Origin of the sequence: Neoroseomonas lacus (genome assembly GCF_014644535.1) — a bacterium.
Taxonomy (GTDB): Bacteria; Pseudomonadota; Alphaproteobacteria; order Acetobacterales; family Acetobacteraceae; genus Neoroseomonas; species Neoroseomonas lacus.
In genome coordinates, this window is record NZ_BMKW01000002.1 from 1 (window position 1) to 14,204 (window position 14,204).

At 68.7% G+C, this 14,204-nt stretch carries 17 protein-coding genes and 1 tRNA gene; 11 read left to right on the plus strand and 7 right to left on the minus strand.

Translation table 11 applies throughout. From position 1 onward, the window contains the following. Nucleotides 1-335: 335 nt before the first annotated feature. Nucleotides 336-425, minus strand: a tRNA-Ser gene (locus tag IEY36_RS03325). Between the two features lie 236 nt (nt 426-661). Between IEY36_RS03325 and rplU the strand changes: the two genes are divergently transcribed. The 3 genes from rplU (at nt 662) to obgE (ending at nt 2,343) form a co-directional block, all read left to right on the plus strand. Further along, nucleotides 662-979, plus strand: a complete 318-nt coding sequence (gene rplU / locus IEY36_RS03330; RefSeq protein WP_188965527.1) for a 50S ribosomal protein L21 — start codon at nt 662-664, stop codon at nt 977-979. 19 nt (nt 980-998) lie between these two features. Then, complete coding sequence (rpmA, locus tag IEY36_RS03335) at nt 999-1,268, plus strand: 50S ribosomal protein L27 (protein ID WP_188965528.1); 270 nt, start codon at nt 999-1,001, stop codon at nt 1,266-1,268. A gap of 70 nt (nt 1,269-1,338) precedes the next feature. Next, entirely contained in the window at nt 1,339-2,343 is a 1,005-nt protein-coding gene (gene obgE / locus IEY36_RS03340) for a GTPase ObgE (protein WP_188965529.1), read from the plus strand. Between the two features lie 45 nt (nt 2,344-2,388). Here the strand turns inward: obgE and IEY36_RS03345 are convergent, their stop codons facing one another. From IEY36_RS03345 to IEY36_RS03360, 4 genes are all read right to left on the minus strand, one after another. Next, complete coding sequence (locus IEY36_RS03345; RefSeq protein WP_188965530.1) at nt 2,389-2,874, minus strand: DUF1269 domain-containing protein; 486 nt, start codon at nt 2,872-2,874, stop codon at nt 2,389-2,391. Between the two features lie 117 nt (nt 2,875-2,991). Continuing rightward, entirely contained in the window at nt 2,992-4,062 is a 1,071-nt protein-coding gene (locus tag IEY36_RS03350) for a GlxA family transcriptional regulator (protein ID WP_188965531.1), read from the minus strand. Further along, nucleotides 4,049-4,465: a VOC family protein gene (locus IEY36_RS03355; RefSeq protein WP_188965532.1), complete on the minus strand. Its 417-nt coding sequence runs from the start codon at nt 4,463-4,465 to the stop codon at nt 4,049-4,051. The genes IEY36_RS03350 and IEY36_RS03355 overlap by 14 nt, the downstream gene beginning before the upstream one ends. A 62-nt stretch (nt 4,466-4,527) precedes the next feature. Further along, nucleotides 4,528-4,803 (minus strand): DUF4242 domain-containing protein, encoded by a 276-nt coding sequence (locus IEY36_RS03360; protein WP_188965533.1) that lies wholly within the window; start codon nt 4,801-4,803, stop codon nt 4,528-4,530. A 191-nt stretch (nt 4,804-4,994) separates the two neighbouring features. On the opposite strand from IEY36_RS03360, the gene proB reads away from it, so the two are divergent. Continuing rightward, nucleotides 4,995-6,119 (plus strand): glutamate 5-kinase, encoded by a 1,125-nt coding sequence (gene proB, locus IEY36_RS03365; protein ID WP_188965534.1) that lies wholly within the window; start codon nt 4,995-4,997, stop codon nt 6,117-6,119. Nucleotides 6,120-6,159: 40 nt separating this feature from the next. On the opposite strand, the gene IEY36_RS03370 is transcribed toward proB, so the two are convergent. Continuing rightward, complete coding sequence (locus tag IEY36_RS03370; RefSeq protein WP_188965535.1) at nt 6,160-6,543, minus strand: hypothetical protein; 384 nt, start codon at nt 6,541-6,543, stop codon at nt 6,160-6,162. Nucleotides 6,544-6,793: 250 nt separating this feature from the next. Here IEY36_RS03370 and IEY36_RS03375 point away from each other — a divergent pair, with 250 nt between their 5' ends. Further along, nucleotides 6,794-7,717: a Bug family tripartite tricarboxylate transporter substrate binding protein gene (locus IEY36_RS03375; protein ID WP_188965536.1), complete on the plus strand. Its 924-nt coding sequence runs from the start codon at nt 6,794-6,796 to the stop codon at nt 7,715-7,717. Nucleotides 7,718-7,764: 47 nt separating this feature from the next. Here IEY36_RS03375 and IEY36_RS03380 read toward each other — a convergent pair whose 3' ends face one another. Beyond that, nucleotides 7,765-8,187, minus strand: a complete 423-nt coding sequence (locus tag IEY36_RS03380) for a hypothetical protein (RefSeq protein ID WP_188965537.1) — start codon at nt 8,185-8,187, stop codon at nt 7,765-7,767. A gap of 216 nt (nt 8,188-8,403) precedes the next feature. Here IEY36_RS03380 and IEY36_RS03385 point away from each other — a divergent pair, with 216 nt between their 5' ends. From IEY36_RS03385 to rsfS, 6 genes are all read left to right on the plus strand, one after another. After that, complete coding sequence (locus IEY36_RS03385) at nt 8,404-9,447, plus strand: amidohydrolase family protein (protein ID WP_188965538.1); 1,044 nt, start codon at nt 8,404-8,406, stop codon at nt 9,445-9,447. 312 nt (nt 9,448-9,759) lie between these two features. Beyond that, nucleotides 9,760-11,025, plus strand: a complete 1,266-nt coding sequence (locus IEY36_RS03390; protein ID WP_188965539.1) for a glutamate-5-semialdehyde dehydrogenase — start codon at nt 9,760-9,762, stop codon at nt 11,023-11,025. Continuing rightward, nucleotides 11,022-11,774, plus strand: coding sequence for a hypothetical protein (locus IEY36_RS03395; protein WP_188965540.1), 753 nt, complete (start codon nt 11,022-11,024; stop codon nt 11,772-11,774). Before IEY36_RS03390 ends, IEY36_RS03395 begins: the two co-directional genes overlap by 4 nt. Nucleotides 11,775-11,836: 62 nt before the next feature. Further along, a complete protein-coding gene (locus IEY36_RS03400; RefSeq protein WP_188965541.1) occupies nt 11,837-12,688 on the plus strand; it encodes a 2-keto-4-pentenoate hydratase in 852 nt (283 codons plus the stop codon). Next, complete coding sequence (locus tag IEY36_RS03405; protein ID WP_188965542.1) at nt 12,685-13,311, plus strand: nicotinate-nucleotide adenylyltransferase; 627 nt, start codon at nt 12,685-12,687, stop codon at nt 13,309-13,311. The genes IEY36_RS03400 and IEY36_RS03405 overlap by 4 nt, the downstream gene beginning before the upstream one ends. Before the next feature lie 95 nt (nt 13,312-13,406). Beyond that, nucleotides 13,407-14,204, plus strand: a complete 798-nt coding sequence (rsfS, locus tag IEY36_RS30525; protein ID WP_229681080.1) for a ribosome silencing factor — start codon at nt 13,407-13,409, stop codon at nt 14,202-14,204.

Consider the following 14,204-nt stretch of genomic DNA (forward strand, 5'->3'; position numbering starts at 1 on the left):
AGGTCGCCGATCAGCCCAGGAGTAGGCGCGCTTGCGATGGCCCACTAAAATTCCGCCTGGATCACTCGATGGGGGCTGGTCACCGAGCATATGTGCATATTCTTCGGGGTCCGCAGCCCATGATCTGAGCGGCCGCAGCTCGCCAGAGGACATGAAAAAGGGAGTGCGGAACCGGCGCTCAGAGACGCGGGGTCACGATATGGCCAGCATCCGGCATAGAGACTGCCACCAGAGACGCTGGCGCCGGCCCTCATTCCCCGAACACCGCGGGAAACCGCCGCCTCCGGCGACTGTGCCAGAAACAAGAATTGTCTTTTATATCAATAACTTAGGTCTGGCGGAGAGGGTGGGATTCGAACCCACGGTACAGTTGCCCGTACTTCGGTTTTCGAGACCGACCCGTTCGACCACTCCGGCACCTCTCCGCTGTCGCCGGTCATCTCCGGCAGGGGTCCCTGGTCGAGGGGTCCCGCCGTATAATCGTCCTCTTCGTGCCATGCAACGCCCCCTCACCGTTGACGGCCGACCTCACCCGGCGCTATTACGCCGCTCCCACGGCGGCGCCTCGGTGCCGACGACGCTCGTTTTTGGGCCGACACCCAACTTTCATGGGTCGACGCCCGGAAGCCACACGCAGTTTGAAAGAGTCCCGGGGCGACCCATGACCTATGCAGTGATCCGCACCGGCGGCAAGCAGTACCGCGTCACCCCTGACGCCGTCCTCACCGTCGAGAGGCTCGAAGCCGAACCCGGCTCGACCGTGACCTTCCACGATGTGCTCATGGTAGCGGGCGAAGGCGGCCTGACCGTCGGCGCGCCGACCGTCCCGGGCGCCTCCGTAACCGCGACCGTCGTCGAGCAGTCGCGCGGCGACAAGGTCCTCATCTTCAAGAAGCGCCGCCGCCAGAACAGTCGGCGCAAGAACGGCCATCGCCAGCACCAGACGGTGCTGAAGATCGCCACCATCACCGCAGCCTGAGCGGAGAAGGACACAAGTCATGGCTCATAAAAAGGCAGGCGGCTCGTCCCGCAACGGCCGCGACTCCGCAGGCAAGCGCCTCGGCGTGAAGCTGTTCGGCGGCCAGACCGTCGCCGCCGGCGCCATCATCGTGACTCAGCGCGGCACGAAGATGATCCCTGGCGAGAACGTCTATGCCGGCCGCCAGCACAGCCTGCACGCCAACGTCGCCGGCCGGGTGAAGTTCATCCGCCGCGCCGAAGGCCGCGTCCATGTCACCGTCGAGCCAGAAGCCCTGGCCGCCGAATAACGACGCGCGCCGCGCTGTCGTATCAGCGGGGGCCGTATGGCCCCCGTTTGCTTTTCAGGCACCCTGATCCATGAAATTCCTCGATGAAGCCAAAATCTGGGTGAAGTCCGGCGATGGCGGTGACGGCGTCGTCGCCTTCCGGCGCGAACGCTTCATCGAATATGGAGGCCCGGACGGCGGCAATGGCGGCAAAGGCGGCGACGTGATCGCCGAGGCGGTCGACGGCCTCAACACCCTCATCGACTTCCGCTACATGCAACATTTCAAGTCCCGCAAGGGCGGCAACGGCGCAGGCTCCGACCGCACCGGCGCCGGATCGGACGATGTCATCATCAAGGTTCCGGTCGGCACCCAGATCTTTGCAGAGGACAAGGAAACCCTGCTCGCCGACCTCGACACCCCGCGCAAGCGCGTGGTGCTTGCCAAGGGCGGCGATGGCGGCTTCGGCAACGCCAATTTCAAGACCAGCACCAACCGCTCCCCCCGCCGTGCCGACAAGGGCTGGCCTGGCGAGGAACGCTGGCTGTGGCTGCGCCTGAAGCTGATCGCCGATGCCGGGCTGGTCGGCCTGCCGAACGCGGGCAAATCGACCTTCCTTGCCGCGGTCTCCGCCGCCAAGCCGAAGATCGCCGACTACCCCTTCACCACCCTGCATCCGCAGCTCGGCGTGGTGCGGCTGAACGCGACCGAGGAATTCGTGATCGCCGACATCCCCGGGCTGATCGAAGGCGCGCATGAAGGCGCCGGACTCGGGGATCGCTTCCTCGGCCATGTCGAGCGCTGCGCCGTACTGCTGCATCTGATCGACGGCACCCAGGCCGACCCGGCCGAGGCCTATCGCACCATCCGCGCCGAACTGGCCGGCTACGGCAATGGTCTCGACGAAAAGCCCGAGATCGTCGCGCTGAACAAGGTGGATGCGATGACGCCGCAGGCGCGCGCCTCCCGCGTCAAGGCGCTGGAACGCGCCTGCGGGGGCAAGGTGCTGCTGATCAGCGGCGCCACCGGGGAAAACGTGCCGCAGACGCTGCGCGCCCTGGCCGACACCATCTACGCCGAGCGCGAGGCGCGTTAACACCGCGCGGCGGGGCCTCGCGAGAGGCCCCGCCGGCGTCCAGCCTCAGCCGGCCTTCAGCGCATCGCGCAGCTTCGTCTCCTGCTCGGAGGTCAGGTTCGTGCGCAGCACCGTGCCGCCGAAATGCGCCATCGCTGGCAGCACCTTGTCGGCCGTCACCTTGCGCACCAGCACGCACAGCGCCGCCTGGCCAGGTGTCAGTGCTTCCCCGGCTTCCTTGAGGAACTTGTCGTCGATGCCGACATCCGTGAGGTAGCCGCTCAGCGCACCACCTGCCGCACCGGCCGCGGCACCCAGCAGCGGGTTGAGGAACAGCAGCCCGATCAGCGTGCCCCACATCGCGCCGCCGGCGGCACCCGCCGCCGTGGTGTTGATCAGCTGATGCAGCTTCACGGCACCATCGGCCTGGCGCTCCGCGACCACCGCGTCGCCCAGCTCGATCAGGTATTCCTTCTGAAGCTGCATCAGCTTCGCGCGCGAGGCCTCGGCGGTCGCGAGGTCGGGGTAGGCGATGATGATCAGGTCGGCCACGGCGTGCTCCTTCTAGGTCATGGAGATGCTCGCCAACCGACGCCACCCCCCTTCCCTCATCCTAGAGCCTTCTTCGTCGGAGCGGCAGCAGGATCGCATGACATATGCTCACACGGCTCAGCCTTGGGACGCGCCCTCAACGCGGCGTCGCGGCACGCTGAGTCCCGCGAAGGCCCGGCGGTATTCCGCAGGTGTCATGCCTGTGTGGCGACGGAACACCGTGCGGAAAAAAGCGATGTCCTCGTAGCCGATCCGGTCACAGACCGCCTGCACCGAACTGGCGCCCTGTTCCAGCATCTCCTTGGCGGCCTCGACGCGCAGCACCTGCAGATAGGTGAGCGGCTGCCGGCCAGTCGCCGCCTTGAAGCGTCGGATGAAGGTTCGCGTCGCCATGCCGAGATCGGCGGCGAGGGCATCGAGCGAGACATCCGTGTCGAAGTGCGCCTGCAACCATTCCTCCGCCTCGCGAATGCGCGCATCGTCGTGCGGCCGCGCGATGGTCAGCACCGCATAACCCGATTGCCGCGCGCGCGGCATGCCGACGAGCAGCGACTTGGCGCAGCGAACGGCGATCTCATGACCACAGAAGCGCTCGACGAGATGCAGCGAAAGGTCGATCGCGGCATAGACGCCACCGCTGCACAACACACGGCCATCCTCGGTCACGAAACTGTCGGGCTCCCATCGCACGGCCGGGTAGCGCTGACGCAGCATCTCCGCTGTCGCCCAATGCGTGGTGGCGCGCCTGCCGTCGAGCAGCCCCGCCTCGGCCAGGAAGGCAGCACCACTGCAGATGCTCGCGACGATCGCACCCTCCGCATGGCGCGCCCGCAGCCAGGGCAGCAGCGGAGCATGCCGGCGCATCTGCGCATCGAGGTCGAGCCCGCTGGCCGCGACGATCACGATGTCCTGCCGCGCGATGTCGTCAAGGGCGTGCTGCGGCACCAAGCCAACGGCACAGGCGCTCTGCACCGGCTGGCCGTCGACGGAGGCGACGCGGACGTTGAAGCGTGGCTCGGGCGCGTCCCCGCGGAACGTGTTCCACAGCAGTCCGGCGGAATGCAACACCTCGATCGGCGCGACGGCCGTCGAGGCGAAGCTGCCCTCGGTCAGCACCACGGTGACGTCGATCACCGCCGCCATCTTGTCGTATTGTCCATCAAGCGTTGCCCTGTCACGCCGGGACATCAGCCTGCCGCTCCTCGCGCGCCGCGTCCTCCTGCCGGAGGCCGACCAACGCACCGACCACATCCTGGACCAGCGCGATCCGCACCCGGTCCGAGGCGGCCAAGGGTGGCACGATCACCCGCCCGCCGCACGCGGTGATGCGCCCGATCACCTGCTCGAGCGCAACGACACGCAGATAAGGCGTCCAATGCGACGGCACCCCGGCCGCGAGATGGCGCTGGCGCAGTTGATAGGCCGACGCGACGTCGCGTCCCTCGTGCCGGAACCGGATGATGGTACCGCCGGCAACGCGCTCCTCGCGCGCGCTCCACCCGAAGGCACCTGCATAGAAGCCGGCCGCCGCGCCGACATCCGTGGCCGCCAGGTCGACCCAGCCGAAATGCCCAGATAGAGCGTCGAACATTGCCAGAGCCTCCTCGGCTTGCCCGCGCGCGCCGTGGGCAGGGCGGCGCGCGCGGGGCTCACTCAGGCCACGGCCGTCATGGGGCTGATGACGCCGCGCACCTCGGTGACCGTGTTGGCCGGGAAACCGCTGATGCGGGCGTGTTCCTGCACCAGGGCCTGGTCCTCGGCCAGATAGACGCAGAAGGTCTTGTTGTCGGCGACGAATGACTCGACCCACTGCACCTTGCCCTGCAGCTGCGCTAGGGCGTCGTTGGACGTCGCGGCGGCCTGCTTGAGCTGGCCGGCGTCGAAGCCGCCGACGCCGGGCAGTTCCCGCTCGATGATGAAGCGCTTCATGTCGGCTTTCCTCCTGTGGGGTTGCGACGACCTGATCGGACACCAACGCGCCGCGGGAAGGCAGACGGGATTCCCGACTTTGATGAGGGGCATTTCTGCCATGCCGGACGCGAGGGGCGGCACGTCGCCCCTGTTCCGCCCCGGGTCGGAATGCACTAAGGCTAGCCCGCCCTTCACCCATCCGCCGTGACATGGATAGCAAGCTCCCTTCCCTCGCCAGCGCCCGGCGCATCGTCGTCAAGATCGGCTCAGCCCTCGTGGTGGAGGAGAAGACGGCGGCACCGCGCGCTGCCTGGCTCGCCTCCGTCGCCGCCGATGTCGCCGCCCTGCGGGCGCAGGGGAAGGAGGTCGTGCTGGTCTCCTCCGGCGCCATCTCGCTGGCACGCCGCGCGCTCGGGCTGACGCGCCGCGCCTTGCGGCTGGAGGAAAAGCAGGCCGCCGCCGCGGTCGGACAGATCCGCCTGGCCGGCGCCTGGCAGGAAGCATTGTCGGCGCATGGCATGAATGCCGCGCAGCTGCTGCTGACGCTGGAGGACTCCGAGGACCGCCGCCGCTACCTCAACGCGCGCGCGACGATCACGACGCTGCTGCATCTCGGTTGCGTGCCCGTCATCAACGAGAACGACACGGTCGCCACCGCGGAGATCCGCTTCGGCGACAATGACCGCCTCGCCGCGCGCGTCGCCGAGATGATCAGCGCCGACGCACTGGTGCTGCTGTCGGATATCGATGGCCTCTATACCGCCGACCCGCGCAAGGATCCGGCCGCCGCGCATATCCCCACCGTCGAGCGCATCACCGACGAGATCATGGCGATGGGGGGCGAGCCGCCGCCCGGTTATTCATCCGGCGGCATGCGCACGAAATTGATCGCCGCGCGCATCGCGACCGGCGCGGGCTGCGCGATGGCGATCGCCCTCGGCCAGCGCGACAATCCATTGGCGGCGTTGGTCGACGGTGCGCGCTGCACCTGGTTCCTGCCGGCACCGGAAGGGCGCACGGCGCGCAAGCGCTGGATCGCCGGAAGCTTGGCGCCGCTCGGCGCGCTGGTGGTGGATGCCGGCGCGGCGCGCGCGTTGCACCGTGGCTCGTCGCTGCTGCCCGCGGGCGTGCGCAGCGTCGAAGGTGACTTCTCGCGCGGCGACCCGATCAGCGTGCGCGACGAAACCGGACGCGAAGTGGCGCGCGGCCTCTCGGCCTATGATGCCGAGGCCGCGCGCCTCATCGCGGGCCATCGCAGCGAGGAACTTGAAGCGCTCCTCGGCTGGCGTGGCCGGGACGAGATCATCCACCGCGACGACCTCGTCCTGGCATAGCGCCGCCGCGGATCGACTGATCCGGCGGCGGCACGGTGCCTCAGCCCTGCGGCGTGTTGTTGCGCAGGACGTAGGTCACCGACTGGTTCTCCCCGGTGCCCTCGACCACGGCGACCCAAGCGCTCGGCGCCGTGTAGATGGGTGCCGACAGTTCGACCGAGACGTTCTCGCCGCTGCCCGTGACGCGCGCCGGCGCCGCGGTCACGCCCTGCGGGCGCGCCCCGACATAGGCAACCGACTGGTTGTCGCCACTGCCGGAGACATAGGCGCCGCCGGCATCGCGATTGTCGTTCATGAAGGCGGTGACCACGCCGTTGGAGGCGTTGGCGTTGCCCGTGTTCTGCAGCGGCGCGGCGATCGCACCCTGCGCGGCAACGAGGCCCAGCGCGGCGACGGCGGCGATACGAATGATGTTGCGGTTCATGGTCTGATGCTCCTTGAGCAGATGTCGTGATGGAGGAAGCTTCCTGGTCATCACTTCGTCACAGGAGATGGGTGGGTAACGACGTAACCCCAACGCGCATGCGTTATTACCGCCATGCGTTTGGCGAATGATGACTTGTCGCGCCGCGTCACCATGCGAAACTGCGTCACAACAACATGATCGACCGGGACGAACATCTATGATTGAGCGCGTCAATCGCCGCATGCTTCTTGCTGTTGCAGCAACGAGTTTGGCCATACCTGCCATCGCGCAGGAGGGCTTTCCGAATCGACCGCTGCGCCTGCTGGTCGGCTACACGCCGGGCGGCGCCGTCGACATCGCCGCGCGCAGCTTCGCGCCGAAAATGGGTGACGTGCTCGGTCAGCCCGTGGTGGTCGAGAACAGGCCAGGTGCAGGCAGCAACATCGCGTCGGAAGCCGCGGTGCGCAGCCCGGCCGATGGCCACACCATCCTGCTGGCGACGATCGGTGCGCTGGTGATCAGCCCGATGGTGATGCGGCTGTCCTTCGACCCGCAGCGTGACCTGGTGCCGGTCTCCGTCGCCGTCGATCTCTTCAACATCCTGGTGGTGCCGGCCGACCGGCCGTGGCGCAACGTTGCGGAGCTGATCGCCGCGGCGAAGGCCGAACCGGGCCGGCTCTCCTATGGCCACAGCGGCATCGCCGGTGGCCCGCATCTCGCGGGGCTGCTGTTCGACCGCATGGCGGGGATCGAGACGATCCCCGTCTCCTATCGCGGCGGTGCGCTGGTCGCGACGGACCTGCTGTCGGGGCGGATCGATTATTCCTTCGCGACCGCGGCCTCGGTGCTGCCGCATGTGCAGTCCGGACGGCTGCGCGCACTCGCGGTGCCGACGCTGCAGCGATCGCGCCTGTTACCCGATGTGCCGACGGTCGCCGAAAGCGGCGTGCCCGACTTCGACGTGCCCGGCTGGTATGCCGTCGTCGCGCCACGCGGCACACCGGAAGCGGCGATCGAGCGTCTTGCCGGCGCAATGCGCATCGCGCTCGACGATGCCGCGGTGACGGCCTCGCTGAATCGCAACGGGCTTGAACCGATGCCGACGACGCCCGCCGGCCTCGCCACTGCCTGGGCAGCGGAACGCGCGAAGTGGGAACCCATCATCCGTGACAGCGGCATCCGCATCGAGTGACGCCGCAGGGCGGCGCAGCATGACACCGCGCCGCCCTGCCGCATGGTTCAGCGCCGCGCCGGCGTCATCGGCACTTCCGCGACATAGATGACCATCTCGTTCGAACCGGAGCCGACCGTGACGGCGCGGCCCGGAGCGAACGGAACCGGAGCGGTCATCAGCGCGGTCTGGGTCATCGCCATACGCCCGTTGGCATCGCGATAGATCGTCATCGCGCCTTCGCCGACGCCGATCGTCACCGCTTCCAGCGGTCCCATCGGCCCGGCGCCGGCGCCGCTCGGACCGGCTGCGGTGCGCGGCATCATCGCGGTATCGACATAGATCACCATCTGATTCTCACCGCTGCCGATCGTCAGCGCGAAGCGGCGCGGCTCCGGGGCTGGGGCCGGGGCGGTCTGGGCCAGCACGGGCCCGGCAGCGAGCGCGCCAAGCAGCGCGGCCCCAACCAGACGCAGGGTCCTGTTCGACATGGTCGTCTCTCCATCGTGTCCTGGTGTGAAGGCACCGGGCCCTGTGCCGCTCATTGTTTCGTCACCGGCGGATCATTGGTTACGCGGCTCGAAGAACCAGGCGTAGAATCGCCATGCGTGCGCCTCACAGACGCGCCGACACCTGCACGGTCGACACGACAGCGACGGCGTGCGACGTGGCGTCAGTGTCGTCAGCGCGCAGTCGAGGAATCTCCGATGTCGTTGTCCCGTCGTTCGATTGTCACTGCAACGCCGCTCGTCGCCGTCTCGGCAAGCGCACAGGGCACCACGCCGCAGGCGATCCCGAAGGTCGCGCTCGAGGAACACGTCATCACGCAACCGCTGATGCCGTATCTGGAGAAGGCCTTCCCGCCCACGCCGCGTGAGGCGCATGACACCATCGTGCGCCGCCTGTCGGATTTCGGCGATGAACGCATCGCCGCGATGGATGCCGCCGGCGTCGCCATCTCGGTATTGTCGATCTCAGGCCCGGGCGTGCAGATCGAACCCGATGCGCGCCTCGCCACGCGGCTCGCCGCCGGCGCCAACGACACCCTCGCGCGGGAAATCGCCAAGCGCCCGACGCGCTACGCCGGCTTCGCGCACCTCGCCATGCAGGATCCCGCTGCCGCCGCCGATGAACTTGAACGCTGCGTCACGCAACTCGGCTTCAAGGGCGCGCTGGTGAACGGGCACACCAACGGTGTCTATCTCGACGACCCGCGGCATGACGTGTTCTGGGAAAGGCTGCAGGCGCTCGGCGTGCCGCTCTATCTGCATCCCGGCGATTCCTTCCAGATGCCCTTCGTGTTGCAGGGCTTCCCTGAATTGCAGAAGCCGGTGTGGGAATGGACGACGGAAACATCGTCCCATGCGCTGCGCCTCATCGTCTCCGGCGTCTTCGACCGTTTCCCGCGCGCGCAGATCATCCTCGGCCATATGGGCGAGGCGATCCCCTACGAATTGTGGCGCCTCGACAGCCGCTACGCCTTCACCGAGACGAACCGTCGTGTGAAGCGCAAGCCGTCGGAGTATGTGCGCGACAATGTCTACGTCACCACGTCAGGCCAATTCGCGAATGTGCCGCTGATGGCGGCGATCGGCGCGATGGGGCATGGGCGGGTGTTGTTCTCGATCGACTACCCCTATGAATCCTCAGACGCCGCGGCGCAGTTCATCGCGGCGGCGCCACTGACGGCGGAAGCAAGGGTCTCGGTGGCGAGCGGGAATGCGCGGGCGCTGCTGAAACTGCCGGCGTAGTCGCCGAAACGATTGGAGGGGCGTCGCCCCTCCAAGCCACCCCATCAAAGTGCAGTGCACTTTGGAATGCCATCTTGGGCGATGGGCGCCACAGTCGGGACCAACGCCCGCATCCGTCCTGCGCCAAACGCATGCCATGCGCGCGGGAATGACGCCTCTGCCCAACGCCAAGTGTCGGTTCCCAAAGGCCTCGGGCCTTTGGCGGGGTGAGGTCCGGAGAGGGGCGGCGCCCCTCTCCGCGCGCCCCCACCCCATCAAACGCTTCCCCCCGCCGCCCTGTCGCGATACTTCTCCGCCCCGGAGAACCACACCGTGAACGCCATCCCGCAGGACGCCGCCCGCCTTCTCGACACCGCCGCCCGCGCCGCGCGCGAGGCTGCCGCCGTCATCGCGCGCGCCCCGACCCCGGCGAAGAACTTGGCACTGCTCGAAGCCGCCGCCGCCCTGCGCCGCAATGCCGCAACAATCCTTGCCGCCAATGCCGCCGACCTCGACGCCGCGCCGAACCTTACCGCCGCCTTCCGCGATCGCCTGACGCTCACCCCAGCGCGCATCGAGGCGATGGCCACCGGCATCGAGGATGTCGCCGCCCTGCCCGACCCGGTCGGCCGCCTACTGGCGGAATGGACGCGCCCCAACGGGTTAGTGATGCGCCGCGTCGCGCAGCCGCTTGGCGTCATCGGCATGATCTTCGAAAGCCGCCCCAACGTGACGGCCGATGCCGCGGTGCTCTGCCTGAAATCCGGTAATGCGGTGATCCTGCGTGGTGGCTCGGAAAGCACGCGCTCGGCCACCGCAATCCATGCCTGCCTGGTCGAGGGCCTGCGCACCGCCGGCCTGCCCGAATCCGCCATCCAGGTCGCCCCCACCGCCGACCGCGCCTTCGTCGGCGCCATGCTGCGTGCCTCCGGGCTGATCGACCTGATCGTGCCGCGCGGCGGCAAGGGCCTGGTGACGCGGGTCATGGAAGAAGCCCGCGTACCGGTGCTCGCCCATGCCGAAGGGCTCTGCCACACCTACATCCACGAAGCCGCCGACCCGGCGATGGCGCGCGCCATCCTGGCCAATGCGAAGATGCGCCGCACCGGCGTCTGCGGCGCCACCGAGACTTTGCTGATCGACGGCGCCATCGCGCCCTCGCTGCTGCCGCTGCTGGTGGCCGATTTGCGCGCGCTCGGCTGCAGCTTCCATGCCGATGGCCGCGCACGCGAGATCATCGCCGACCTGCCGCCGGCAACGGAGCAAGACTTCGCCACCGAATGGCTCGACGCCATCCTGTCGGTGAAAGTGGTCGATGGCGTGGACGAGGCGCTCGCCCATATCCGCCGCTACGGCTCGGAACATACCGAGGCGATCATCACCCAGGACGAGACTGCGGCGCGCGCCTTCCTCGACGGGCTCGATTCCGCCGTCGGTATGTGGAATGCCTCGACGCAGTTCTGCGACGGCTTCGAATTCGGCTTCGGCGCCGAAATCGGCATCGCCACCGGGCGCATGCATGCGCGTGGCCCGGTCGGGCTCGAACAGCTCTGCACCTATCGCTACCACGTGATCGGCACGGGCCAGACGCGGCCATGACCCGGGGCGCGGCCGCGCTGTTGCTGCTTCTCGCGGCCGCCGCGCCGGCCCGCGCGGCCTGCCCTGACATCCCGACCGTCGCCCACTTCGCCCGCGCCCTGTTGGAGCGCGAGGTGCCGGCGCCCTTGCCCGTCACGACCTTGGCCGAGGCGCGCTGCGCGCAGGACCGGCTGGTCGCCCTGCTGGCGCAGCCCTGGGGCGATGTGCAGGGCTTCGTGCTGGCCGCCGAAGCCCAGCCGCCGCTGCGTGGCGTGCTGTTCTTCGCCTCGCTGCGCGCGCGGTCAGGCGAGACGCTCGATATCCGCTATGCCGCCCGCCCGGCCATCGCACCCGGCATCGTGTTGCACATCGGCGAGGACGGCCGGGCAGCCATGGCCAGCCCCTATCTCGCGCTGCTCGACCTCGTCGCCATGCCGGATGGCGATGGCGCGCTCGCACGCATCGCAGGCAATCTGGGGCTACGCCTGGGCGTGGTGGGCACGCCGGCACCGCTGCCGGCCAGCGCGCCCGATGCGCTGCTGCAGGCCGATGGCAGCACTGTCGCAGCCCTTGCCCAGCTTGGGTTCGCCGCATCGCCGCAGGACCTGCTGGCGGAGTTGGCGCGCGAATTGGCGGCCGAGGGGCGCCCGCTGCGCCCGGGCGCCAGCGTCGCGCTGCTCGCCGCCCCCGCACCAATCGCGCCGCGGTCGGGCGAGACCTGGCGGCTTTCCGTCTTCGGTCTTGGCGTGGTCTCGGTAACCTTCCGCTGAAGCGGCCTTCCCGTCCGGCCTGCGACACCGGTAGCATCCGCGCATCACGGAGGAACGACACCATGCGCCGCTTGCTGCTCGCGAGCCTGATCGCCCTGCCTGTCGCCGCCCACGCCGCCTGCCCGGATGCCGATGCGATCGGGCAAGTGGCCGAGGCGCTGCTCGACAACCGCCCCTCGCCCGCCTTCACCGGCATGACCTCGCTGGCCGACGGCTTCTGCGCGCAGGACCAGCTGGTCGCGGTCCTGCGTGAATCCTGGGGCCGGCCGATCGGCTACAAGGTCGGTCTGACCAGCGCGCCGGTACAGCAGCGCTTCGGCGTGAACCACCCGGTGCGCGGCGTGCTGATGGAAAGCAGCGTCAGCTTGCGCGACGGCGCCACCGTCCCGGCCCGCTTCGGCGCCGTGCCGGTGATCGAGAGCGATTTCCTGGTCCGTGTCCGCGACGGTGGCATCAACCAGGCCGGGCATGACCGGTTGGAGATCCTGCGCCATCTCGACCAGGTGATCCCCTACATCGAATTGCCCGACTTGGTGCTGTCGGGCGGCTTCGACGGACCGAACCTGCTTGCCATCAATGTCGGCGCGCGGCTTGGCGTGGTCGGTGCGCCGATCCCGGTGGAGCCGACGCAGGACTTCGTCGATCGCCTGGCCTCGATGACGGTGACGATGGTCGATGACCGCGGCCAGGAACGTGCCCGCACGCCAGGCTCGGCGGCGCTCGGCCATCCGCTCGACGTCGTCGCCTTCCTGATCGAGGACCTCGCCCGCGCTGGCAAGCAGTTGGAGGCCGGGCAACTGCTCTCGGTCGCCGGCTACTCCCCGACGCTGCCCCTGGAAGCCGGGCGGACCTACACGGTGCGCTATGACGGGCTGGTGGCGCAGTCGGTCAGCGTGAGCGTCCGAACGCGGTGACGCCCGGCCGGTTCGGGGATGAGCGGCGGCGGCGGATCGGGCTGCTCGGCGGGTCGTTCAACCCGGCGCATGAGGGGCATCTCCACGTCGCGCGCATGGCGTTACGGGCGCTGAAGCTCGATGAGGTGTGGCTGCTGGTCTCACCGGGCAATCCGTTGAAGCCGGTTGCCGGGATGGCGCCGCTGACGGAGCGGCTGGCCTCTGCGCGGCGCATCGCCGATGGGCGGCGCATCATCGCGACGGATATCGAGCGCCTGCTCGGCACGCGCTTCACGGCCGATACGGTGGCGGCGCTGCGCCGGCATTTCCGCTGCGCGCGCTTCGTCTTCGTGATCGGCGCGGACAACCTGGTGCAGTTGCCGCGGTGGAAGCAGTGGCGGGACATCGCGCGGCATGTCGCGCTCGCCGTGCTGCCACGGCCGGGCTGGACGCGACCGGCCCTGGCGGGGCGCGCGGCGCATGTGCTGCAACGGCATCGACGGGCACCGGGAGGGCTTTTGACGGAATCCTTTGCACCCCACGCCGCTTGGTGCTTGGTTCCGGCGCGAGAACACGCCGCATCCGCCACCGCCATCCGACAAGCGCGGTCTGGCGGTGCCACGGGCGAGAGGAGGGGGCCATAGCCCGCACACCGAAGACCACCGAGACGAAGCCTGCCGCCAAGGCCAAGGCAGAACCTAAGGCAAAGGCCAAAGGCGCCGCAGAGACTGAGCCGAAGGTGAAAGCCAAGGCCGCCGCCAAGGACGAGCCAAAGGTGAAGGCCAAGGCTGCTGCCAAGGACGCGCCAAAGGCGAAGACCAAGGCCGCCGCCAAGGACGCGCCAAAGGTGAAGGCCAAGGCTGCTGCCAAGGACGCGCCAAAGGCGAAGACCAAGGCCGCCGCCAAAGACGAGCCAAAGGTGAAGGCCAAGGCCGCCGCCAAGGACGCGCCAAAGGTGAAGGCCAAGGCCGCCGCCAAGGACGCGCCGAAGGCAAAGGCCAAGGCCGCCGCCAAGGACGCGCCGAAGGTAAAGGCCAAGGCCGCCGCCAAGGACGCGCCGAAGGCGAAGGCCAAGGCTGCTGCCAAGGACGCGCCGAAGGCAAAGGCCAAGGCCGCCCCCGTCGCCGAGGCTCCCGCCGCGCCGCGCCCGAAGCGCACCAGCAAGCGCGAAAAGCTCACGCCCGACCGCCTCACCACCATCGTCGAAGCGGCGATGGCGAGCCTCGAGGACGACAAGGCCGAGAACATCGTGCTGCTCGACGTCACCGGCCGGGCCGACTACGCCGACCGCCTGATCATCGCCACCGGCCAGGTGGAGCGACAGCTCCAGGCCATGGCGACGCATCTGGACGAGGCGCTGAACAAGGTCGGCATGAACATCAAGCGGGACGCCATCCAGGCCTCGCCCGACTGGGTGCTGATCGATGCCGGCGACCTGGTGATTCACCTGTTCCGGCCCGAAGCGCGCGACCTCTACCGCATCGAGCGCATGTGGGGCCCGGAAAGCCCGGGGGCCTCCAACGCCACGCCCGGCTAG

Excerpts from the sequence above, each read along its gene's own strand:
- rplU (WP_188965527.1), top strand. The coding sequence starts at position 662 with ATGACCTATGCAGTGATCCGCACCGGCGGCAAGCAGTACCGCGTCACC.
- rpmA (WP_188965528.1), top strand. The coding sequence starts at position 999 with ATGGCTCATAAAAAGGCAGGCGGCTCGTCCCGCAACGGCCGCGACTCC.
- obgE (WP_188965529.1), top strand. The coding sequence starts at position 1,339 with ATGAAATTCCTCGATGAAGCCAAAATCTGGGTGAAGTCCGGCGATGGC.
- IEY36_RS03350 (WP_188965531.1), bottom strand. The coding sequence starts at position 4,062 with ATGTCCCGGCGTGACAGGGCAACGCTTGATGGACAATACGACAAGATG.
- IEY36_RS03355 (WP_188965532.1), bottom strand. The coding sequence starts at position 4,465 with ATGTTCGACGCTCTATCTGGGCATTTCGGCTGGGTCGACCTGGCGGCC.
- IEY36_RS03360 (WP_188965533.1), bottom strand. The coding sequence starts at position 4,803 with ATGAAGCGCTTCATCATCGAGCGGGAACTGCCCGGCGTCGGCGGCTTC.
- proB (WP_188965534.1), top strand. The coding sequence starts at position 4,995 with ATGGATAGCAAGCTCCCTTCCCTCGCCAGCGCCCGGCGCATCGTCGTC.
- IEY36_RS03370 (WP_188965535.1), bottom strand. The coding sequence starts at position 6,543 with ATGAACCGCAACATCATTCGTATCGCCGCCGTCGCCGCGCTGGGCCTC.
- IEY36_RS03380 (WP_188965537.1), bottom strand. The coding sequence starts at position 8,187 with ATGTCGAACAGGACCCTGCGTCTGGTTGGGGCCGCGCTGCTTGGCGCG.
- IEY36_RS03385 (WP_188965538.1), top strand. The coding sequence starts at position 8,404 with ATGTCGTTGTCCCGTCGTTCGATTGTCACTGCAACGCCGCTCGTCGCC.
- IEY36_RS03395 (WP_188965540.1), top strand. The coding sequence starts at position 11,022 with ATGACCCGGGGCGCGGCCGCGCTGTTGCTGCTTCTCGCGGCCGCCGCG.
- IEY36_RS03400 (WP_188965541.1), top strand. The coding sequence starts at position 11,837 with ATGCGCCGCTTGCTGCTCGCGAGCCTGATCGCCCTGCCTGTCGCCGCC.